This window comes from Aeromonas sp. 602200 (assembly GCF_049173895.1).
Taxonomy (GTDB): domain Bacteria; phylum Pseudomonadota; class Gammaproteobacteria; order Enterobacterales; family Aeromonadaceae; genus Aeromonas; species Aeromonas veronii_A.
The window spans coordinates 36940-58073 of sequence record NZ_JAAKSL010000011.1 but is presented as its reverse complement, the minus strand read 5'-3'; the positions used below and the strand labels follow the sequence as shown (position 1 = coordinate 58073).

19 protein-coding genes and 1 other RNA gene are annotated in these 21134 nt (G+C 59.8%); 4 read left to right on the top strand and 16 right to left on the bottom strand.

Annotation, left to right across the window (positions count from 1 at the left end):
• Nucleotides 1–40: 40 nt before the first annotated feature.
• The 16 genes from ftsZ to rsmI form a co-directional block, all read right to left on the bottom strand.
• Nucleotides 41–1192, bottom strand: a complete 1152-nt coding sequence (gene ftsZ, locus G5221_RS13890) for a cell division protein FtsZ (protein WP_005336147.1) — start codon at nucleotides 1190–1192, stop codon at nucleotides 41–43.
• Between the two features lie 39 nt (nucleotides 1193–1231).
• Nucleotides 1232–2491 carry a cell division protein FtsA gene (gene ftsA / locus G5221_RS13885; RefSeq protein ID WP_005336148.1) on the bottom strand — a complete coding sequence of 420 codons (1260 nt, stop codon included), beginning with the start codon at nucleotides 2489–2491 and terminating at the stop codon, nucleotides 1232–1234.
• Complete coding sequence (locus G5221_RS13880; RefSeq protein WP_421263422.1) at nucleotides 2472–3224, bottom strand: cell division protein FtsQ/DivIB; 753 nt, start codon at nucleotides 3222–3224, stop codon at nucleotides 2472–2474. Before G5221_RS13880 ends, ftsA begins: the two co-directional genes overlap by 20 nt.
• Before the next feature lie 97 nt (nucleotides 3225–3321).
• Nucleotides 3322–4776, bottom strand: a complete 1455-nt coding sequence (gene murC / locus G5221_RS13875) for a UDP-N-acetylmuramate--L-alanine ligase (protein WP_421263421.1) — start codon at nucleotides 4774–4776, stop codon at nucleotides 3322–3324.
• Between the two features lie 111 nt (nucleotides 4777–4887).
• The gene (murG, locus tag G5221_RS13870) at nucleotides 4888–5970 is read right to left on the bottom strand and encodes an undecaprenyldiphospho-muramoylpentapeptide beta-N-acetylglucosaminyltransferase (RefSeq protein ID WP_421263420.1); all 1083 of its coding nucleotides are present in this window, start codon (nucleotides 5968–5970) and stop codon (nucleotides 4888–4890) included.
• Complete coding sequence (gene ftsW / locus G5221_RS13865) at nucleotides 5970–7151, bottom strand: cell division protein FtsW (protein WP_421263419.1); 1182 nt, start codon at nucleotides 7149–7151, stop codon at nucleotides 5970–5972. Before ftsW ends, murG begins: the two co-directional genes overlap by 1 nt.
• On the bottom strand, nucleotides 7148–8431 hold the full coding sequence (gene murD / locus G5221_RS13860; RefSeq protein WP_421263418.1) for a UDP-N-acetylmuramoyl-L-alanine--D-glutamate ligase: 1284 nt from the start codon (nucleotides 8429–8431) through the stop codon (nucleotides 7148–7150). Before murD ends, ftsW begins: the two co-directional genes overlap by 4 nt.
• A gap of 4 nt (nucleotides 8432–8435) precedes the next feature.
• Nucleotides 8436–9518, bottom strand: a complete 1083-nt coding sequence (gene mraY / locus G5221_RS13855; protein ID WP_421258849.1) for a phospho-N-acetylmuramoyl-pentapeptide-transferase — start codon at nucleotides 9516–9518, stop codon at nucleotides 8436–8438.
• Nucleotides 9512–10867, bottom strand: a complete 1356-nt coding sequence (locus G5221_RS13850; RefSeq protein ID WP_421263417.1) for a UDP-N-acetylmuramoyl-tripeptide--D-alanyl-D-alanine ligase — start codon at nucleotides 10865–10867, stop codon at nucleotides 9512–9514. The genes mraY and G5221_RS13850 overlap by 7 nt, the downstream gene beginning before the upstream one ends.
• On the bottom strand, nucleotides 10864–12396 hold the full coding sequence (gene murE, locus G5221_RS13845) for a UDP-N-acetylmuramoyl-L-alanyl-D-glutamate--2,6-diaminopimelate ligase (protein ID WP_407959327.1): 1533 nt from the start codon (nucleotides 12394–12396) through the stop codon (nucleotides 10864–10866). The genes G5221_RS13850 and murE overlap by 4 nt, the downstream gene beginning before the upstream one ends.
• Nucleotides 12329–14083: a penicillin-binding transpeptidase domain-containing protein gene (locus G5221_RS13840; RefSeq protein WP_216952212.1), complete on the bottom strand. Its 1755-nt coding sequence runs from the start codon at nucleotides 14081–14083 to the stop codon at nucleotides 12329–12331. Before G5221_RS13840 ends, murE begins: the two co-directional genes overlap by 68 nt.
• Nucleotides 14080–14394, bottom strand: a complete 315-nt coding sequence (gene ftsL, locus G5221_RS13835) for a cell division protein FtsL (RefSeq protein WP_216952213.1) — start codon at nucleotides 14392–14394, stop codon at nucleotides 14080–14082. Before ftsL ends, G5221_RS13840 begins: the two co-directional genes overlap by 4 nt.
• Before the next feature lie 3 nt (nucleotides 14395–14397).
• On the bottom strand, nucleotides 14398–15336 hold the full coding sequence (gene rsmH / locus G5221_RS13830) for a 16S rRNA (cytosine(1402)-N(4))-methyltransferase RsmH (protein ID WP_005336168.1): 939 nt from the start codon (nucleotides 15334–15336) through the stop codon (nucleotides 14398–14400).
• On the bottom strand, nucleotides 15337–15795 hold the full coding sequence (mraZ, locus tag G5221_RS13825) for a division/cell wall cluster transcriptional repressor MraZ (RefSeq protein ID WP_421263416.1): 459 nt from the start codon (nucleotides 15793–15795) through the stop codon (nucleotides 15337–15339). It lies immediately after the preceding gene.
• A gap of 442 nt (nucleotides 15796–16237) precedes the next feature.
• Nucleotides 16238–16624: RNase P RNA component class A (gene rnpB / locus G5221_RS13820), an RNA gene on the bottom strand.
• A 156-nt stretch (nucleotides 16625–16780) separates the two neighbouring features.
• Nucleotides 16781–17614 carry a 16S rRNA (cytidine(1402)-2'-O)-methyltransferase gene (rsmI, locus tag G5221_RS13815; protein ID WP_421263415.1) on the bottom strand — a complete coding sequence of 278 codons (834 nt, stop codon included), beginning with the start codon at nucleotides 17612–17614 and terminating at the stop codon, nucleotides 16781–16783.
• A gap of 199 nt (nucleotides 17615–17813) precedes the next feature.
• Here rsmI and G5221_RS13810 point away from each other — a divergent pair, with 199 nt between their 5' ends.
• From G5221_RS13810 to dolP, 4 genes are read left to right on the top strand one after another with little or no spacing between them, the layout of a single operon-like run.
• Entirely contained in the window at nucleotides 17814–19601 is a 1788-nt protein-coding gene (locus G5221_RS13810; protein WP_421263414.1) for a penicillin-binding protein activator, read from the top strand.
• Nucleotides 19522–19914: a YraN family protein gene (locus G5221_RS13805; protein ID WP_058057529.1), complete on the top strand. Its 393-nt coding sequence runs from the start codon at nucleotides 19522–19524 to the stop codon at nucleotides 19912–19914. The genes G5221_RS13810 and G5221_RS13805 overlap by 80 nt, the downstream gene beginning before the upstream one ends.
• Nucleotides 19915–19923: 9 nt before the next feature.
• Nucleotides 19924–20514 carry a D-sedoheptulose-7-phosphate isomerase gene (locus G5221_RS13800; RefSeq protein WP_005341724.1) on the top strand — a complete coding sequence of 197 codons (591 nt, stop codon included), beginning with the start codon at nucleotides 19924–19926 and terminating at the stop codon, nucleotides 20512–20514.
• Between the two features lie 4 nt (nucleotides 20515–20518).
• The gene (dolP, locus tag G5221_RS13795) at nucleotides 20519–21097 is read left to right on the top strand and encodes a division/outer membrane stress-associated lipid-binding lipoprotein (protein ID WP_227341815.1); all 579 of its coding nucleotides are present in this window, start codon (nucleotides 20519–20521) and stop codon (nucleotides 21095–21097) included.
• Nucleotides 21098–21134 lie beyond the last annotated feature (37 nt).

The window sequence follows — 21134 nt, the reverse complement described above, 5'->3', positions numbered from 1 at the left end:
ACATTCCTTAAGCAACAGACAAACACGCCTCATAAGAGACTTAGTCTGCCTGCTTGCGCAGGAACGCCGGAATATCCAGGTAATCCGGTTCACGACGAGCTTGCGGTTCGGCGTTGACCACCTTGGCCGGGGCTTCGTCCATCACGCGGCCTTGCATCATGTCGCTAACCAGCGGCTGACGCACCGGACGCTCTTGCACCTGGCTGCTCTTAACCAGAGTGATGTCCGGCTTGCGCTCGGCACCGATACCGGTAGCAACCACGGTCACACGCAGCTCGTCGTGCATTTCCGGATCGATTACGGTACCCACAACTACAGTGGCGTTCTCGGAAGCGAAGGCCTTGACCGCGTTACCCACGGTTTCGAACTCTTCGATGGTCATGTCCATACCGGCGGTGATGTTGACCAGGATGCCACGGGCACCGGCCAGATCCACGTCTTCCAGCAGCGGGCTGGAGATGGCTTTCTCGGCCGCTTCTTCGGCACGGTCATCACCGGAGGCGGAACCGGTACCCATCATGGCGGTACCCATTTCGCGCATTACGGTACGCACGTCCGCGAAGTCGACGTTAATCAAGCCCGGACGGGTGATCAGCTCGGCAATGCCCTGTACCGCACCAAGCAGTACATCGTTGGCAGCCTTGAAGGCGTCCAGCAGGGAGATACCGCGACCCAGCACCTTCAGCAACTTGTCGTTGGGGATGGTGATCAGGGAGTCAACATTTTTGGAGAGCTCTTCGATACCGTGCGCAGCGAAGCCCATCCGCTTCTTCCCTTCAAAGGAGAACGGCTTGGTCACCACAGCAACGGTCAGGATGCCCATCTCGCGGGCCACTTCGGCCACGATCGGCGCAGCACCGGTACCGGTACCACCACCCATACCGGCGGCGATGAACACCATGTCGGAACCGGTCAGCAGCTCACGCAGTGCTTCGCGATCTTCCATGGCCGCATCACGACCCACTTCCGGATTGGCGCCGGCACCCAGACCCTTGGTGATGCCACCGCCGATCTGCAGGGTAGTGTTGGCGCTGGAGTTACGCAGTGCCTGGGCATCGGTGTTGACGGTAATGAACTCAACACCCTCAATATTTTGACGAACCATGTGCTCGACAGCGTTACCGCCGCCGCCACCTACACCGATCACTTTAATGACGGCTTCGTCAGTGTGGCTATCCATAAATTCAAACATGTTGTCTCTCCGCTTTATTTGCCTGACTCAGCAAAATTCTTAGAACTCGCCACGCAGCCAGTTGCTAACCCGTTTGACCAGGCCACCGACACTTGCCTTGGCGGCATATTCTTTGTTGCTACCTGTGGCTTGATGGGTGCGGCCATATTGCAGCAACCCGACCGCAGTCGAGTACACCGGTGCCTGCACGTAATCACTCAAACCACGTATGTTCATGGGCTCTCCCACCCGGACCTGGCTCTGGAAGATCTGCTCTGCACACTCCACAATGCCTTCAATCTGGGCAGCGCCGCCGGTCAAGACCACACCGGCTGCCAGCTGATGCTTGACCCCCTGCGCTTTCAACTCGCTTTGTACCCGCACCAGCTCATCATTCACCATGGAGAGCAACTCGGTGTAACGGGGCTCAATCACTTCAGCCAGTGTCTGCCGTTGCAGGCTGCGCGCCGGGCGACCGCCGACACTGGGTACTTCAATATTGTCTTCCTTGCTGACCAGACGACCGAGGGCGCAACCGTAGCGCACCTTGATCGCTTCCGCGTCGAGCGGCGGCGTGCCGAAGGCATAGGCGATGTCGCTGGTCACAGTGCTGCCAGCGTACGGGATCACCTTGGTGTGGCGCAGGGCACCGCCGGTAAACAGCGACATGTCCATGGTGCCGCCACCGATGTCCACCACGCAGACACCCAGCTCTTTCTCGTCTTCGGTCAACACGGCATAGCTGGAGGCCAGCGCGGAGAAGATCAGTTGATCCACGCGCAAACCGACCTTCTCCACACACTTCTCAATGTTGCGAGCCATGTCGTTGTGGCAGGTGATCAGGTGAACCTTGGCCGCCATCCGCACACCGGAGAGGCCGACCGGATTCTTGATCCCTTCCTGATAATCGATCGCAAACTCCTGAGGCAGGACATGCAGCACGCGCAGCTCGTCGGAGAGGCGAACTGACTTGGCGGTGTGGATCACGTTGTCCACATCCTCCTGCGTCACCTCTTCATCAGAGATGGGCACCATACCGGTCTCGTTGCGGCAGTCGATATGCTTGCCGGACAACCCCAGATAGACCGAGCTGATCTGGCAATCTGCCATCATCTCGGCCTCTTCCACCGCGCGGCGCAGTGACTTGACCACGGAGTCGAGGTCATTGACCCCGCCCTTCTCCATTCCGCGAGAAGCGTGACTGCCCATACCGATGACGTTCAGTTCACCGTCCGGCAATACTTCCCCGACCAGAACCGCCACCTTGGTTGTGCCGATATCCAGTCCGACAATCAAATTCCTATCTGCGGTGTTGGTCATGCACTTTCTCTTCGCTCTTCTTCCAGCCAACTGCCATTCCGGTGTCGTATCGAAGATCCACGTAGGCGACTTGCGCACGGGGTTCGATAACCGGGAAGGCATCGATAAACCGCTGCAACCGGAGCGCAATGTCGTTGCGACCCAGAAACAGCTTGATATTGCCATCCAGGGTCAGTTCCCAGGCATGGCGGGGGGTCAGATTCACCCCCAGCAACTTGTATCCCTTGGCAGCCAGTTGCGACTCGTACTGCCGACTCTCTTTCAACACCCGGGCGGCCTGGTCATCCGGCCCTGACAGCTGCAACAGCGGCGTCTTGACCCGATCCGGGGCACTGAATACCTTGCCCTTGGTGTTGACGAAGCGGTTGCCATTCCAGCGCGCCGCCACATCTTGTTCCGTGAGGTAGATCTTGATCTTGTTCGGCCACTTCTTTCGTACCGAGACCGAGGCCACCCATGGCAGGGCGTTGAGCCTTGCCTGCAATTCATTGACATCCAACTCGAAGAAGTTGCGTAATTCGGCACCATCCAGTACCGCTAACCGCAGCTCCTCCGTCTCCAGATACTGATGTTGCCCCTGCAGCAACAATTCGCTCATGGGCAACCGATTGGCATCCGTCAGCCAATCTTTAACATCCAGCGCCGTCCGGTAGCAGCCCCATATCACCAGCAGGAAAAACATCACCCCTGCGATGAAGCCACCCTTGGTGCGCCCCTGTGCCCTTGCCTCCACCCGTTCGATCCCCGTGTAACGCGCTAAACCGGCCTTTGACAGACCGGTTCGCCATTATATAGGCCCCGGCTTGGCGGTCAAAATACTCATTGGGCCCTCAGGCACCAGATTTCATGCTATCTATGCTCAATTTCATCTCGCCAAGACGACGGGCCAGCGCCCCGACGTTCCCCGCCCCCTGGGTCAGCACCAGATCCCCTTCACCAATCAGGTCAGCCAGTACCGCCGGTACGTCATCCGGGGTGGCAACGAAGATGGGTTCCAGGTTGCCGCGCGAGCGGATGGAGCGGCACAGCGCACGACCGTCAGCCCCCGGGATCGGATCCTCGCCGGCAGCATAAACCTCCAGCATCACCAGCACGTCTACCTTGGAGAGCACGTCGGCAAAGTCTTCGTAGAGGTCGCGGGTTCGGGTGTAGCGATGTGGCTGGAACACCATCACCAGCCGCTTCTCGGGCCAGCCGGCACGAGCGGCATTGATAGTTACCTTCACTTCACTCGGATGGTGGCCGTAATCGTCCACCAGCATCGCCTTGCCACGACCAGTTTCGAACTCGCCATACTGCTGGAAGCGACGGCCAACACCTTCAAACTTGGCCAGCGCAGAGATGATGGCCTCGTCGCTGACACCGTCTTCCGTCGCGACAGCAATCGCCGCGGCGGCGTTCAAGGCGTTGTGAATGCCCGGCAAATTGAGGGTGACTTGCAGTTCACCCGCCTCTTTGCGGCGCACCCGGAAGCGGCTGTGGTTGTTGGTCTGGACAAAATCCAGTACCTGCACGTCAGCGTCTTCAGAGAGACCGTAGGTCAGGGTCGGGCGAGCAATCTCCGGCAACATGCCACGGATCACCGGATCATCGATGCAAACCACCGCCAGTCCGTAGAAGGGCAGATTGTGCAGAAACTCGATGAAGGTGGCCTTCAGCTTGGAGAAGTCACCGCCGTAGGTATCCATGTGATCCGCTTCGATGTTGGTCACGATAGAGACCATCGGCTGCAGATGCAGGAAAGAGGCGTCGCTCTCATCCGCCTCGGCAATCAGGTAGCGGCTGCTGCCCAGGCGGGCATTGGTGCCGGCACTGTTGAGCAGGCCACCGATGACGAAGGTCGGATCGCGGTCGGCTTCGGCATAGATGCTCGCCACCAGACTGGTGGTGGTGGTCTTGCCGTGGGTACCGGCGATGGCGATACCGTGGCGGAAACGCATCAGCTCGGCCAGCATCTCGGCACGGCGCACCACCGGGATCCGCAGTTCGCGAGCAGCCAGCAGCTCCGGGTTGTCCTGCTTGATGGCGGTAGAGACCACCACCACGCTGGCCCCCTCGACGTGTTCGGCACTGTGACCGACGAAGATGTGAGCGCCCAGTCCGGCCAACCGCTCGGTCACGGCGTTGCGAGCCAAATCCGAACCCGTTACCTGATACCCTTCGTTGGCAAGCACTTCGGCGATCCCGCCCATACCGGCACCACCGATGCCGATAAAGTGGATGCGACGCACGCGGCGCATTTCGGGGATCACAGTACGCAGTTTTGCCAGTTCAACCTTGGTCATAATCGTCTCTTTAGTCTGCCGCAGGCCATGTACCGTCAAAGCTCGGCTGCACGGCGGCATCAATACATACAGGTACAAGGCTGCACGGAGTCACCACTGCAACCTTGCTCATTAATCTTTACCACGCTGCCCACTGGCGAGCCGCTTGCACTCATCAGCAACCCGCTCGGCCGCATCGGTAATGGCAACGCGACGGGCGGCCTGAGCCATGCTAAACAGGGTCTCCCTGCGGCCAGCCAGCCAGGAGAGGCGCGCCGCCAGCGAGGTGGTGGTCAGCTCGGACTGGGGCAGGAATTCGGCCGCACCACCGTCGACCAGAGTCAGAGCGTTACGGGTCTGGTGATCATCCACTGCATGGGGCAGCGGGACGAAAATGGCTGCCACCCCGGCGGCGGCCACCTCGGATACCGTCAGGGCTCCCGCCCGGCAGACAACCAGATCGGCCCAGGCATAGGCGCCGGCCATATCCTTGATAAATTCACTCACCTCGGCATTGATGCCGTGCTGGGTATAGGCAGCAGACACTGTCTCGGCATTGCCCTTGCCACACTGGTGACGCACCTCGATAGGCACACCAGCCGCCGCCACCGCAGCGGGTACCTGCTGGTTGAGCACCCGGGCACCCAGGCTGCCACCGACGATCAGCAGATGCAGCGGCTCGGCTTCGCTGCGAAGCTGCGGATCCGGCAGGGCGACCACTTCGGGACGCACCGGATTGCCTACCACGGCGGTACGGCGGCTCGGCGCGAAGGCGCCCGGAAATGCCATCAGCACCCGCTTGGCAATACGCGCCAGCAGCTTGTTGGTCATGCCTGCAGCAGCATTCTGCTCATGGAGCAGCAACGGGATGCCGGAGAACCAGGCAGCCACTCCCCCCGGACCGGAGGCAAAGCCCCCCATACCGAGCACCACATCCGGGCGAACAGTCTTGAGCACCTGACGCGCCTGCAAGATTGATTTGACGATGCGATAGGGCGCCATCAGCAGTCGCTTGATGCCGTTGCCACGCACCCCCTGAATATCGATGAAGGAGATGGGATAACCATGGGCGGGCACCAGCTCCGCCTCCATCCGGTCCGCCGTCCCCAGCCAGTGGACAGTCCAGCCCTGCTCCCTCAGTCGATCGGCCACGGCCAGACCGGGAAAGACATGCCCCCCGGTACCACCTGCCATCACCAACAGCGTCTTGCTCACTAAACCTCCCGCACCCGCGCCTGGGCAGTCGCCTGACGCAACTCAAAATCGATTCGAATCAACATGCTCACCGCCACTGTCATGATGATGAGACTCGAGCCGCCGTAACTGACCAGCGGCAGGGTCAACCCCTTGGTCGGCATCATGCCGCTGGCTGCGCCAACGTTGACGAAAGTCTGGAAACTGAACCAGATGCCGATACCGATAGCCAGATAGCCATCATAGAGGCGGTCGGCTTGCAGGGCGCGATGCCCCAGCTTCAACGCCTTGATCGCCAACGCAAAGATGAGACACAGGGCGCCCAGTACCCCGACGTAACCCAGCTCTTCGCCGAGGATCGCAAACACGAAGTCGGTATGCGCTTCCGGCAGGTACTCCATCTTCTGGATGGAGTTGCCGAGCCCTTCGCCAAACCAGCTGCCACGGCCAAACGCCATCAGCGACTGGGTCAACTGGTAGCCACTGCCAAACGGATCGGCCCAGGGATCCATAAAAGAGGTCACCCGACGCATCCGGTATGGCTCGACGATGATCAGCATGATCACCCCACCAAGACCGCCACCGATAAGGATCATGAACTGCCACAGTTTGGCGCCAGCCAGAAACAGCATGCCGAACGAGGTGACGAACATCACCACGGTCGACCCCAGATCCGGTTGCAGCAGCAACAGGATCGCCAACACCCCGAATACTGCCAAGGGCTTCAGGAAGCCAAGCCAGGCTTCACGCACCTCGTTCTGACGCCGCACCAGATAACCGGCCAGATAGACGAATAGGGCCAGCTTGCCAAACTCGGCCGGCTGCAGGTTGAAGGGGCCCAGTGGCAGCCAGCGCACCGCACCGTTGACATTGCGCCCGACCACCAGCACCAGTACCAGCAGCAGAATGGCCAGCAACAGCATGGGTCCGTTGTACTCCTGCCAGCGCGCCATCGGCACCTGCAACACAAACCAGGAGATACCGATCGCCATCACCAGAAACATGGCGTGACGCTTCACAAACATGAAGGGATCATCCCCCAGGGAGATCCCCTCCGGGATCGAGGCTGATGCCACGATCACCACCCCGACCGCCATCAGGGAGATCGCCAGCAACACCAACTGCCGGTCATAGAGGCCGGCAGGGCGCGCCGGCAATAGCCAGCGCTGGAACAGACCTGCGGCTGCGCGAAGGGCATTCATAGCGCCATCACCATCTCGGTAAAGCGATCGCCACGCACCTCGAACGACTTGAACTGATCGAGGCTGGCACAGGCTGGCGCCAGCAGCACCCAGTCACCGGGCTTGGCATCGGCAGCCGCCTTGGCAACCGCAGTGGCCAGGTCGGCCACCCGTTCGGTCTGCTCGCCCAGCGCCAGCAGCACCTCGGCATCCTGACCGAAGCAGTACATGTGATCGATCTGGTTGCCCAGCAGCGCCTGGATCGGGCCAAAATCCTGCCCCTTGCCCTGACCACCGGCCAGCAGCAACAGGCGCCCCTTGACCGACTCGCGCACACCGGCAACGGCAGCTAGCGTAGCTCCCACGTTGGTGGCTTTGGAGTCGTTGATCCAGCGCACCCCGTTCACTTCGCGCACGAAACGGGCACGGTGGGGCAAGCCTTCAAAGCGGCGCAGCACGGTGAGCTGGGCAGCGCGGGGAATGCCGACCGCATCGCACAGCGCCATGGCGGCCAGCGCGTTGGCCTGATTGTGGGCACCGACGATCTTCATCTCGTCCACCGCCAGCAGCGGCTCGCCGTGCAGGGTCAACCAGTAGCGGCCATCCAGCAGGCAGCGGCCATAGCCATTGCAGTCAAGACCGAAGCTCTGCCACACCTGACCCACATCGGGCAAAGTCTGGGGATCGTCGCGATTGACCAGAATGTGTTTGGAGTGCTGATGGATCTCCATCTTGGCGGCGCGGTAGTCGGCCATACCCTGATAGCGATCCATGTGATCTTCAGAGAGGTTCAGCACCACAGAGGCTGCAGCACGCAAACTGTGAGTGGTCTCCAGCTGGAAGCTGGAGAGCTCCAATACGCAGAGATCCATCGGCTGCTTGAACAGCTCCAGCGCAGGCGTACCGATATTGCCGCCCACGCCCACCTTGAGCCCGGCTTCGGCAATCATCTCACCCACCAGCGTAGTGACAGTGCTCTTGCCATTGGAACCTGTGATGGCAATGACCGGTGTCTCGGTCTCGCGAACGAACAACTCGATATCGCCGACGATCTGCACACCACATTCGGCAGCCGCTTTCAATTCAGGGGTAGCCAGGGCAATACCCGGACTCGCTACGATCATATGCGCCTGCTTGAGCAGCTCTTCATCCAGCCCGTGGATAAACTCCACTTCTGGCGGCAGCTGATCCTTGCCAGGCGGGTTGGCACGGGTATCCATCACCAGCGGCGTAACGCCACGGCCGAGGAAGTAGTCAACGCAGGAGAGTCCGGTTTTACCCAATCCGATGATGATGACCATGGCCTTACCTCACCTTCAGGGTGGCAAGACCCAGCAGCACCAGCACGAGGGTGATGATCCAGAATCGCACGATAACGCGCGGCTCCGGCCAGCCCTTCTTCTCGTAGTGGTGATGGATCGGTGCCATGCGGAAGATCCGCACGCCGCGCAGCTTGTATGACCCCACCTGCAGGATCACCGAGACGGTCTCCATCACGAAGACACCGCCCATGATCACCAGCAGAAATTCCTGACGCACCAGTACGGCGATGGTACCGAGCGCGCCGCCCAGCGCCAGAGAGCCGACGTCGCCCATGAAGACCTGTGCCGGATAGGTATTGAACCAGAGGAAGCCCAGACCCGCACCGACGATGGCGGTACAGACGATCACCAGCTCGGAGGTATAGGGAACATAGGGAATATGCAGGTAACTGGCGAAGTTGACGTTGCCGGTTGCCCAGGCGATAAACGCAAAGCCGCCCGCCACCATCACGGTCGGCATGATGGCCAAGCCATCCAGACCATCGGTCAGGTTGACCGCGTTGGAGGTACCGACGATGACAAAGTAGGTCAGCACGATAAACATCAGACCAAGCTGCGGCATCACATCCTTGAGGAAAGGCACCACCAGCTGGGTCTGCCCATCATGGGTTGCGGTCGCATAGAGGAACACAGCCACCGCCAGCGCTACCGCGGATTGCCAGAAGTACTTCCAGCGCGCGATCAGGCCGTCGGTATTCTTGCGCACCACCTTGAGGTAGTCGTCGGCAAAGCCGATGGCACCGTAGGCACCCAGCACAAACAGCACCAGCCAGACATAAGGGTTGTCGAGGCGGCACCAGAGCAGCACAGACGTGAAAATCGCAGCAATGATCATCAGGCCACCCATGGTCGGGGTGCCCCGCTTGCTGAGGTGGGACTCGGGACCGTCGTTGCGGATCACTTGACCAAACTTCAGGATCTGCAGGCGACGGATCAGTCGTGGCCCCATCCAGAGGGCAACTCCCAGACCGGTAATGATCGACAGGATGGCGCGAAACGTCAGGTAGGAGAAGACGTTGAAGAAGGTGAAGTGCGGGGTGAGCAGTTCGGCCAGCCAGACTAGCATGTGGCTGACTCCTGATGGCCTTTGACCATCTCGACGATATCTTCCATGCGGGAGCCACGGGCACCCTTGACCAGAATCGAAATTTCCTGATGTGTATTTATCATTTGCGCAAGCACTTCAAACAACGACGCCTTGTTATCGAAATGTCGGCCAGCCGCGGCATCTGCGGTATAGCGACTATGTTCCCCTACTGTCAGCACAGCATCCAGACCGCACTCGCGGGCATGACGGCCAACCCGGGCATGTTGCTCGGCAGACTCCTCACCCAGTTCCCGCATGTCGCCAAACACCAGCACCTTAAAGCCGCTCATGGCGGTCAAGGCATCGATGCCCGCCAGCACGGACTCCACGCTGGCATTGTAGGTATCATCCACCAGAGTCAGACCGCCCCAGCGCTGGACGCAGAAGCGTCCCTTGACCGGTGCCATCTGCTCCAGCCCCACCTTGACACAGGCGAGGGATGCGCCGAGGGCCAGACAGCCCGCGGCGGCAGCCAGCGCATTGGCCACGTTATGGCGGCCGGGGATCGCCAGAGTCAGGCTCACCTCACCCTGCGGGGTTACCATGACGAACTCGGCACAACCCTGAGCGTTGAGAACCACATCGCGAGCATGGAACGGCTGGCTCTGATCCTCGATGGAGAAGGCGCAGCGAATGCCACGCTCGCGCCACTTCGGCCAGAATTCGTTGTCGGCGTTGACGATGGCGGTGCCGCCTTCGCTCAAGCCCTCAAAAATTTCGCTCTTGGCGTGGTAGATCCCCTCAAGAGAGCCGAAGCCCTCAAGATGGGCAGCTGCGACGTTGTTGATGATGGCGGCATCGGGCTTGGCCAGCGAGGTAGTCCAAGCGATTTCGCCCTTGTGGTTTGCTCCCAGCTCCATCACCGCAAACTGGTGTTGCGGCTCGAGGCGCAGCAGGGTGAGCGGCACGCCCACCTCATTGTTGAAGTTGCCAGCGGTGGCCAGCACTTCCCCTTCGTTGCGCAGGATGGCAGTTGCCATCTCCTTCACTGTGGTCTTGCCGCAGCTGCCGGTAATGGCCAGCACTTTCGGATTGATGCGCTCGCGCACCAGCTTGCCGAGTCGGCCCAGCCCCTTGAGGCTGTCCGCCACCACCAGCTGGGGAATAGCCAGCGGCAGCTCACGCTCGACCAGCAAGGCAGAGGCCCCTGCCTGAACAGCCTGCTCGCAAAAATCGTGGGCATCGAAACGCTCGCCGCGCAGGGCAACGAACAGGGCACCCGCGCCCAAAGTGCGGGTGTCGGTACTGACGACGGTGATCTCGCCGTCGTCACCAATCAGACGGGCATCGAGTACCTGCGCCAGCTCGGCAAGCCTGAGGGTCATCATTTGAATGACTCCAATAATGTGTGCAAGGCGGCCGCGACGGTTTCCCGGTCGCTGTAGTGCCGCTTGTCGGTTCCAATGATCTGATAATCCTCATGGCCCTTACCGGCCACCAGGATGATGTCCTGCTTGCTCGCCTGACCGATGGCCAGCGCAATCGCCTTGACCCGGTCGTGCTCCACCTGCACCGCAGCAGGATCGCGAAGACCCGCCACCATGTCGGCCATGATCCGGGCCGGCTCCTCGGTACGGGGATTGTCGTCGGTCAGGATCACGCGATCCGCATACTGCTCGGCCATGGCGGCCATCATGGGACGCTTGCCGCGATCGCGGTCGCCACCACAGCCAATCAGACACCAAAGCTGGCCGGTGCAGTGCACCCGCAGGGCCTGCAATGCCTTTTCCAGCGCATCAGGAGTGTGGGCGTAATCGACCACCGCCAGCGGCGTATCACCACCGCCGAAACACTCCATGCGACCGGTCACCGGCTGCAATTTCGGGGCAGTTGCCAGTAGCTCATGGAAGTCGTAACCGAGCACCAGCATTACGCCCATCGCCGCCAGCACATTGCTGACGTTGAAGCGCCCGAGCAAGGGGGCGGATAATACACCATTCCCCCAACTGGAGTTAATCTGCGCGCGAAAACCTTGCTGGTGAAAATCGAGCTGCTGCGCCGTTAATTGACGGCCAAAATGGTATTCAATCGGGCCACTCACACTGAAAGCCACTGCTGCCGGGTATTTTTCGAGCCACTTGGCACCCAATTCGTCATCCCGGTTAATCACCGCATTCGACTCATCGACCAGCTGCAGCAGCTGCTCCTTGGCCGCGCCATAGGCTTCCATGGTGCCGTGGTAGTCGAGGTGATCCCGGCTCAGGTTGGTAAAGACAGCGGCGGAAAAGGGCAGCGCGGCGACACGGTGCTGCACCAGACCATGGCTGGAGACCTCCATCGCCACCAGATCCGCCCCCTGCTCTTGCAGCGCAGCCAGATTGGCTTGTACCTGCACGGCGCTGCCAGTGGTATTTTCCGCTTCGATCAGATGGCCAAACAGGCCGTTGCCGATGGTGCCCATCACCCCGGCCTTGCCACCCAGCAGGGTGCGCCAGTTGGCGACCAGCAGTGCAGTGGTGCTCTTGCCGTTGGTACCGGTGATCCCGACCAGCGCCAGTTTTTTGGCGGGCTGGTCGTAGAAATACCCGGCAAGCGCAGAGAGATGAGCGGGCAGATCCCGCATCCCGATACAGGGAACCGGAGTCGATGGTGGGATAAATTCACCATCCTCCTCAAACACAACAGCGGTCGCTCCCTGAGCCACCGCCTGTTCGATGAAACGTCTGCCATCCACCTGATGACCGCAAATGGCCACGAAGAGCGTGCCGGGCCTGACCCGCCGACTATCCAGCTGGATATCGGTCAGAGTGAGCGCCGGCGCCTGAATACCGAAGGGGCGCAGTAATGCATCAAGTGCGCGGGACAAGAGGAGCCTCCGTACGGGCAAGTTTGGCGGGCACCGCTGTGGGCACCGCATCAGGACGAATATTGAAGAGTTGCAGTACCCCGCCCATGGCCTCTGCAAACGGCGGGGTCGCCACGGCACCGCCATAGTAGGCACTACCTTTTGGCTCGTTAATCACCACCACCATGACGAAACGGGGATTACTGGCAGGGGCAAAACCGGCAAACCAGGCCATGTAATCCTTGCCGTAGCCTCCGGCAACGGCGACCTTGGCGGTACCACTCTTGCCACCGACCCGATAACCCGGAATCTTGGCCTTGGGAATAGCGTTGTCGACTACGTACTCCAGCGCCTGCAGCATGGCGGAGGCGTTATTGTGATCGATCACCTGCTCACCCTTGGGCGGCGTGGTCACCTTGACGATGGAGATGGGCACTCGCTTGCCCTTGTTGGCCAGGGTGGCGTAGGCGGAAGCCAGTTGCAGCGGGGTAACCCGCAGACCATAACCAAACGAAAGGGTCGCCCGCTCGATATCGGACCAGCGCCGACGCTGAGGCAACATACCACCGCTCTCGCCCATCAGTCCGCTACCGGTATCCATACCGAAACCGAACATACTGAGGGTGTTGATCATCTCTTGGGCCGGCATCCGCAGCGCGATGCGCGACATGCCGATGTTGGAGGAGTAGCGCAGGATATCGTAAAGGTTGGTCGCCTTGTGAATACTGACGTCCTTGATCTGCTTGGCACCGATAAAGAGCGGACCACCGGGAATGAAATCCTTCCAGCTGGTGACACCCGCCTGCAAGGCACTTAGCAAAATCAGCGGCTTGACTGTGGAGCCCGGCTCGTAGGTATCGGTCACCACCCGGTTGCGTACCCGGAAACTCTGATACTGGCCGCGGTTGTTCGGGTTATAGGAGGGGGTATTGACCATGGCGAGCACTTCGCCGGTCTTGATATCCAGCATCACCATGGAGCCGGACGTTGCCTTGTTCTCGTCGGTTGCCCGCTTGAGGGCACGGTAGGCCAATGCTTGCACCCGCTGATCGATGCTGAGCTGCAGATCGTTGGCGTTCTTGCCCTCTTTGACGATACCAAGACGCTCGATGACCCTGCCCTGCCGGTCCTTGCGCACCCGCATCTCGCCCGGTGTCGCCGTCAGCCACTCGTTGTAGCTGCGCTCGATCCCCTCGATCCCGTTGCCATCGATGTTGGTTACCCCCACCAAGTGGGCACTGATTTCGCCAGTCGGATAGAAGCGGCGCGACTCGGGACGCAGATAGACACCACCCAGCTTGAGCCCCTTGATGTATTCAGAGACAGCGGGCGTTACCTGACGCTGCAGATAGACGAAGCGCTTGCTGGGGTTGGCGATACGTTGCTTGAGAGTATTGATATCGATTTTGAGGACTGCTGAGAGCGCCATCCAGGCCCGCTCATTGTGGATAGCGCCGGACTCGTGCACTGTCTTGGGATCGGCCCAGACCGCCTCGACCGGAACGGAAACAGCCAACTGTTCACCATTGCGATCGGTGATCATGCCGCGCACCGCTTGGGTGGAGGTTGTTCGCAGAGAGCGCATGTCCCCCTCCTGACGCAGACGATCCGGATTGATCACCTGGATCCAGGCCAGACGGAGGATCAGCCCGACAAAGGCGATGCCGATGAATACGACCAGCGTGCGGAAGCGCCACGGATAGATAGATGGCGCTTTAACGTTCGCTTTAGCGGTTTTGGCTGTAGCCTTCCGTTTCATGGCAGAGTAATTACCTTCTCGGTGGTCACCAGAGGGCGACCCATTTGCAACTTGTCCATGGCCAGCGTGGCGACCCGGGAGTGTTCCGCCAGAGTGCCCTGCTCCAGCAAGAGGTGGCGCCATTCGATATTGAGGCGATCCTCTTCCGCCATCAGGTCATTCTGTTTGGCGGTGAGGCCACGGGTCATGTTGGTCACGAGGATCACGGCAAACGCGGTCACCAGTACGGCAACCGACAGAAAAATCTGCAGCTTGTGCCGCCAGAGATCGGCAACGATCTCCTTGGCTAGGTGGACACGTACTTCGCTCATCGCTTACTCCGCCAGCCGCTCGGCGACCCGCAGCACCGAGCTGCGTGACCGGCTGTTTTCAGATACTTCATGATCAGAAGGCTTGAGCGCCTTGCCGACCGACTTCAATTTGCGACCGCCTGCCAGCTGGGCCTCGGTCAACGGAATGCCGTAAGGCACTTCCGGCCCCTTCTCGTGCTTGCGGATGAAATGCTTTACCAATCGATCTTCCAGAGAATGGAAGCTGATCACCGACAGACGGCCATGTGGTGCCAGCACTTCCAGTGCACCGTTGAGCGCGGTTTCGATCTCGTCCAGCTCGCTGTTGATATAGATGCGAATGGCCTGGAAACTGCGGGTTGCCGCATGCTTGCCCTTCTCCTTGCTCGGATTGACCCGGGCAATCATCTCCGCCAGTTGGCGGGTACGCACATAAGGCTCGGTCACACGGTCGTGCACGATGGCACGGGCGATCTTCTTGGCAAAACGCTCCTCACCGAAGGTCTTCAGCACCCAGGCGATGTCATCCACATCGGCCTTGGCCAGCCACTCGGCGGCGCTCTGGCCGGAGGTGGGGTCCATCCGCATATCGAGAGGACCATCTTTCATAAAGCTGAAGCCGCGCTCGGCATCATCCAGCTGGGGTGAAGAGACCCCCAGATCCAGCAGGAAGCCATCCACCTTGCCCAGCAAACCGCGCTCATCCAGATAGGAGGCGATGCCGGAGAAGGGGCCGTGCACGATTTCGAAACGGGGATCCTGGATCTTGGCTGCTTCGGCGATCGCCTGGGGATCGCGGTCGATGGCGATCAGGCGGCCATTGGGGCCAAGGTGCTGCAGGATCAGACGAGAATGACCACCACGGCCAAAAGTACCGTCGACGTAGACACCGTCCGGCTTGATGGCCAGACCTTCAACGGCTTCGTGCAGCAGCACTGTGATGTGTTCAGCAGCTTGGGTCATTTATAAAGAGAAATCCTGTAGTCGTGGTGAGCTTGCCCAATCGTCCCCGGGCAGACCCAAGATGTCGTCATTGACCTGTTGTTGCCAGCGGGCTTCATCCCACAGCTCAAACTTGTTGAGCTGGCCCACCAGCATGATTTTCTTGTCCAGCCCCGCATGGTTGCGCAGTGGCTGACTGAGCAGCAGACGGCCATTGCCATCCAGCTCGCATTCGGTTGCATGTCCCAGCAGCAGTCGCTGCAAACGGCGCTCTTGCGGATTCATGCTGGAGAGAGTCTTGAGCTTGCGCTCGACATCTTCCCATTCATTCAGGGGATAAAGCAGCAGACAGGGATGGGCAATATCGATGGTGCAGACCAGCTGGCCGTCGCTTTCATCGCGCAGCCAATCACGGAATTTGGTCGGAATTGCCAGCCGCCCTTTACTGTCCAGGCTGATGGCATGAGCGCCACGCAACAAATTGCAGTCCCTGAAGGTGAGTGAGCAGGCAGATTGCCCCTCTAAAAACCACTTTGATCCACTTTTCCCCACCTTGAAGTTTAAGGACGTGCAGGGGGCTTTTCAAGCAAGGAGATGGGACAGAGGGAACATATTGACGCAGCAATTGCATGCTGCGGATTGAGTGGGTTGATTTTCCACAAGTTATTTGGCGTTAAACTCTGGTGATTAATTGAAATAAGTGAATGAACTGAGAACACACACAATATGTGGGTGCGAACAACCATCCTGGGTTCTATCACCATCTATCGCTGCCATCGTGCCAAATACAAAACTATTCGATTGATTTAAAACATATATTTTCATGCAAAATGACAAGGTCGAAAATATCCTGCCAACGAAGCCATATTTTCTCATGCATAAAAAAGAGCCCCGCGATAAATCGCAGGGCTCTTCGGAATGAGGTCGGAGTCGGCCTGTAAGCCGGGTTCTGTACCGGGTTGCCCCGGGTAGCAATCATTCCTCTAGGCCAGCAATCGCTCGCTGGCTCAAGCAACCTACCCGCCCCCAACGCGGGCCGCGCCAATAGGGGCCTATTTGGTCTTGCTTCGGGTGGAGTTTACCGTGCCACGAACTGTTGCCAGTCGCGCGGTGCGCTCTTACCGCACCCTTTCACCCTTACCTGATCCCTTGCGGGCCATCGGCGGTCTGCTCTCTGTTGCACTGGTCGTAGGCTCACGCCCCCCAGGCGTTACCTGGCACCCTGCCCTGTGAAGCCCGGACTTTCCTCCCCTCCGCCCGTCTGTCCCGAGGGACACAACGACGAAGCAGCGATTGCCCAGCCAACTCCGAGGCGCGGATTATAGCCTTGCGATACGCACGGGGTAAACCGGCAATTCCCGTTTACAGCCATTTATCGCGCTTTGGCCCCCGTTTACATGCTGAATGCTCGCCGGTTCGGGGGATTGCGCAGGTCAAAAAACAGTCTGATGACCTATTGACCGACTCAATAGTGCTCGAGACCGTATTTATAGAGGGCATTCTTCTTCACGCCGTGGATCTCGGCGGTCAGGGCGGCCGCTTTTTTCAGTGGCAGTTCGGTCACCAGCAGACCCAGAGTACGGATCGCCTCGGCGGGCAGCTCCTCTTCTTCTTTGGAGGCGCCAGCCACGACCAGCACGATCTCGCCGCGGCAGCGGTTGTCATCCTCACCAAGCCAGGCCAGCATTTCGGACGCTGGCAGACCGTGGATCGACTCGAAGGTCTTGGTCAGCTCGCGGCACACCACCACCTGACGCTCGCCGAGAATGCGAGCAATCGCTTCCACTGTATCCTGCACACGGCGCGGGGATTCGTAGAACACCAGCGAGCGGGTATCTTCGATAACGGCTTGCAGGCGATCGTCACGTCCCTTGCTCTTGGCGGGCAGGAAGCCTTCAAAGGCAAAGCGATCGGTGGGCAGACCGGCCGCGCTCAGGGCGGTAATGGCAGCACAGGGACCGGGCAGCGGCACCACCTTGACCCCGGCTTCACGACAGCGGGTGACCAAGTGATAACCGGGGTCGCTGATGAGCGGGGTGCCGGCATCGGAGACCAGCGCAACACTCTTGCCCTCTTTGATCCGGCCGATCAGCACATCGGCTTTCTGCTGCTCGTTGTGATCGTGCAGGGCGAAGGTCGGCACCGAGATTTGGTAGTGGCTGAGCAGGATACCGGTATGACGGGTATCTTCAGCTGCCACCAGGTCGACACTGCGTAAAATGTCCAATGCACGCTGGGTGATGTCCGCCAGATTGCCGATCGGAGTGGGGACTATATACAGGGTTGGGATGTCACTCATGGGATCTCCGAGTGCCCCGACAATTGTGTCGCCATATTGGCCCGTTTACACTATGGGGAACTTCAACACTGGTCGGGGAATGAACTTGAACCGGGTTACAAAGCAGCTAAGTGTATCACGACTCTTCGGCATCATACTCGCGGCAGTACTGCTCGCCGCCTGTGCGTCGGAGCCCAATCAACCGTCAGGGCAGTCAGGCATGCCCTCTGCGTTCTCCAATCTGACCAAGAATGCCCAGTGGTATCTTGAGCAGGTGGACCCCGCCAAGCCGGCCGAGGCCTTTACCTGGCAGATGCTGGCGGCACGCAGCTATCTGGCGCTGGGCCAGGCCAAACCGGCCTCGGCACTGTTCCAGCAATTGCAGAAGCAGGCCAAGGATCCCGTTCAGAAGGCGCAGTTGCAACTGCTGCAAGCCCATCTGTTGCTGGCGCAAGGCCACGCCAATCAGGCGCTGATCCTGCTAGAAGGCAAACCCGAGGTGGTGCTGGATGCCGATACCCAGAAGGATTGGTATCGCCAGCGCGTAGTGCTGCAGCTCGACATCAACAACAAGTTTGGCGCAGCCAAGTCGTTGATTGCACTGGAGCCCTACCTCAATCAGAGCGAGCAGGCGACCAACCATCAGCAGATCTGGTCGTTGCTCAAAAGCATGACCCCTTCCACCCTGCAAGCGCTGGAAGAGGCTCCGGCCCCTGATGTGACCACCGGCTGGTTGCGACTGGCGGCACTGGTCAACGAGTTTGGCGCCCAGCCGAACCTGCTGGCCCGCCAGCTGGCAGGCTGGAAGCGCGACTTCCCCAACCATCCAGCCCAGAAGGATATGCCGGCAGGATTGGGCGATCTGGCGGCCACCGCCAGCACCTCGGTGCAACAGATCGCTGTGCTGCTGCCCCTCTCAGGCAATCTGGAACCGCAGGGCGCCGCCATCCGTAACGGTATGCTGATGTCTTATAAGGAAAATCAGGGGCAATTCACCCTGAACTTCTACGACACCCAGAGCAAGTCGACCGGCGACCTTTATAAGCAGGCGATTCAGGAAGGGGCAGACATGATCATCGGCCCGCTGCTGAAAGATCGTGTCGAGGAGCTGCTCAAGGCCAATCCGACCGTGCCGGTACTGGCGCTCAACGAGCTGGACAAGCCGGTCGTCAACGACACCACCTACTACTTCTCCCTCTCTGCCGCCGCAGATGCCGCGCAGGCAGCCCAGTACCTCTACACACAGGGCTACCGCAAACCGCTGCTGATCGCCGCCCAGGGGCGGATCGGTTACAGCAGTATCAAGGCGTTCGAGCAGAGCTGGGCTACCCTGAGCCAGGATAAGCCAGTCGTTGCCACCTTCGGTGCCCGCAACGAAGTACAGGGGATGGTCAAAAATGCCCTGAGCGGCCGCTCTACCGCCCGTGCTGGCGAGGTAGTGCAACTCTCTGATGCCGCACCGCGCAGCATCGATGCCGTTTATGTGGTGGCCAACAGCCTGGAAACCCGGATGATCAAGCCCTACGTTGATATCTCGGTCAATCCGATGGGCAGCCTGCCCATCTACACCAGCTCCCGTGGCTACGACAGCGCCGCAACCGAGGTCGCCTCCGAGCTCAACGGCATGCATATCGCCGATATGCCGCTGCTGCTGGGCGGCTACGAGAAACAGCGCGAGCAGATCGCCCTGCTCTGGCCGCAGACTCAGGGTGACCTGCTGCGTCTGTTTGCCATGGGCTACGATGCCGTCAGCCTGGCTGAGAACCTGCAGCAGATGCGCAAGGTGGGTGGCATGCAGCAGGCCGGCATGAGCGGTCAGCTGAGCGTGGATACCCAGGGCAATATCGTGCGGATGCTGAGCTGGGGTACTTACCAGAACGGCAAACTGGTCGACGAGAACGCCGTTCAGCAACTGGAGGAGCCCTCCAATGAAGGAACTATGGAAACGGATACGCCAGCAGTTGCCGAGCCTGTTCCCCTCACCAACGAGCAAGGGACAGCACTTTGAACAAGTCGCTGAACGCTGGTTGCAGGCTAGGGGCCTGCAACCGGTAGCTCGCAACTACCGCTGTCGTGGCGGTGAAATAGATCTCATCATGCACCAGGGCCAGACCCTGGTGTTTGTTGAGGTGCGCTACCGGGCCACCGGCAGCCATGGCGGGGCCGCCAGCTCGGTCACCCGCAGCAAACAGCACAAGATCATGCTGGCAGCGCGCCACTATTTGAAGCAACATGCCATCAACGAGGCCAATCAGGCCTGCCGATTCGATGTGATTGCGTTCGAGGGCGACCAGCCAGCCTGGATCCAGAACGCATTTTAAGAGGACCCTATGACTGACCGCATCAAAGAGAACTACACCGAAAGCATCCAGACCAAAATAGCCGCCGCCGAGGCGCTGCCGGATGCCATCCATACTGCAGCCCAGATGATCACCATCTGCCTGCTCAATGGCCACAAGGTGCTGGCATGCGGTAACGGTCCTTCTGCCGCACTGGCGCAACTGTTCATCTCCGAGCTGGTCAACTGCTACGAGACCCAGCGCCCCTCTCTTCCCGGCATGGCTCTGACCCCGGACATGGCGACCATCAGCGCCATCGCCACCGACCATGGTTTTGAAGAGGTCTACGCCAAGCAGATCCGCGCGCTGGGCCAGCCTGGCGACATTCTGGTGGTCATCACCACCACGGGCAACAGCCGAAGCCTGATCAAGGCGGCCGAGGCAGCTCTCTCCCGCGACATGACCATAGTGGTGCTGAGCGGCGGCGACGGTGGCGAAATGGCTGGCTTGCTGGGGCCAAACGATGTGGAGATCCGAGTACCCTCTGCCCGCCGCCCCCGTATTCTTGAGGTCAACCTGTTGACCCTGCACTGTCTGTGTGATCTCATCGACCAGACTCTTTTCCCGCAACAGGAAGATTGAAACCATGAACAAGCAGATACTCATCCTTGGCCTGCTAGCCAGCGCCTTGCTATTGCAGGGCTGTGCTGCCGTGGTGGTTGGCGGAGCAGCTGGTACCGCCAAGGTTTCTGGCGACCGCCGTACCATGAGCGCCCAGTGGGATGACCAGAGCATCGAGCTGAAAGCAGCCAATCTGCTGGCCGACAACAAACCGCTCAGCGCAGCCAGCAAGATCAGCGTCTACAGCAACAATGGCCGCGTGCTGCTGGTCGGTCAGACACCTTCTGACGTTTACAAGCTGGAAGCAGGCAAGATTGTTGGCCGCATCGAGGGGGTCCGCCACGTCTACAACGAGTTACGCCTTGGTCAGCCAGTCAGCCTGACCACACGCAGCAATGACACCTGGCTCACCTCCAAGGTGAAAGCCGACATGTTCGGCACCAAAAACTTCGATAGCGCCAAGGTCAAGGTGGTCACCGAAAACGGCGAAGTATTCCTGATTGGTCTTGTCACCCGTCAGGAGGGAGAGCAGGCGGTCAACATCGCTCGCCACGTTAGCGGTGTGAAGCGAGTCATCAAGGCATTCGAATACGCCCAGAACTGATAATTACGGATATGAAAAACGCAGCCAATTGGCTGCG

Coding starts and splice junctions, on each gene's coding strand:
- G5221_RS13850 (WP_421263417.1), bottom strand. CDS start 10,867: ATGATGACCCTCAGGCTTGCCGAGCTGGCGCAGGTACTCGATGCCCGT.
- mraY (WP_421258849.1), bottom strand. CDS start 9,518: ATGCTAGTCTGGCTGGCCGAACTGCTCACCCCGCACTTCACCTTCTTC.
- G5221_RS13805 (WP_058057529.1), top strand. CDS start 19,522: ATGAAGGAACTATGGAAACGGATACGCCAGCAGTTGCCGAGCCTGTTC.
- G5221_RS13810 (WP_421263414.1), top strand. CDS start 17,814: ATGCCCTCTGCGTTCTCCAATCTGACCAAGAATGCCCAGTGGTATCTT.
- ftsL (WP_216952213.1), bottom strand. CDS start 14,394: ATGAGCGAAGTACGTGTCCACCTAGCCAAGGAGATCGTTGCCGATCTC.
- ftsW (WP_421263419.1), bottom strand. CDS start 7,151: ATGAATGCCCTTCGCGCAGCCGCAGGTCTGTTCCAGCGCTGGCTATTG.
- murE (WP_407959327.1), bottom strand. CDS start 12,396: ATGCGGTGCCCACAGCGGTGCCCGCCAAACTTGCCCGTACGGAGGCTC.
- dolP (WP_227341815.1), top strand. CDS start 20,519: ATGAACAAGCAGATACTCATCCTTGGCCTGCTAGCCAGCGCCTTGCTA.
- ftsZ (WP_005336147.1), bottom strand. CDS start 1,192: ATGTTTGAATTTATGGATAGCCACACTGACGAAGCCGTCATTAAAGTG.
- rsmH (WP_005336168.1), bottom strand. CDS start 15,336: ATGACCCAAGCTGCTGAACACATCACAGTGCTGCTGCACGAAGCCGTT.
- G5221_RS13800 (WP_005341724.1), top strand. CDS start 19,924: ATGACTGACCGCATCAAAGAGAACTACACCGAAAGCATCCAGACCAAA.
- murD (WP_421263418.1), bottom strand. CDS start 8,431: ATGGTCATCATCATCGGATTGGGTAAAACCGGACTCTCCTGCGTTGAC.
- murC (WP_421263421.1), bottom strand. CDS start 4,776: ATGACCAAGGTTGAACTGGCAAAACTGCGTACTGTGATCCCCGAAATG.
- ftsA (WP_005336148.1), bottom strand. CDS start 2,491: ATGACCAACACCGCAGATAGGAATTTGATTGTCGGACTGGATATCGGC.
- G5221_RS13840 (WP_216952212.1), bottom strand. CDS start 14,083: ATGAAACGGAAGGCTACAGCCAAAACCGCTAAAGCGAACGTTAAAGCG.
- rsmI (WP_421263415.1), bottom strand. CDS start 17,614: ATGAGTGACATCCCAACCCTGTATATAGTCCCCACTCCGATCGGCAAT.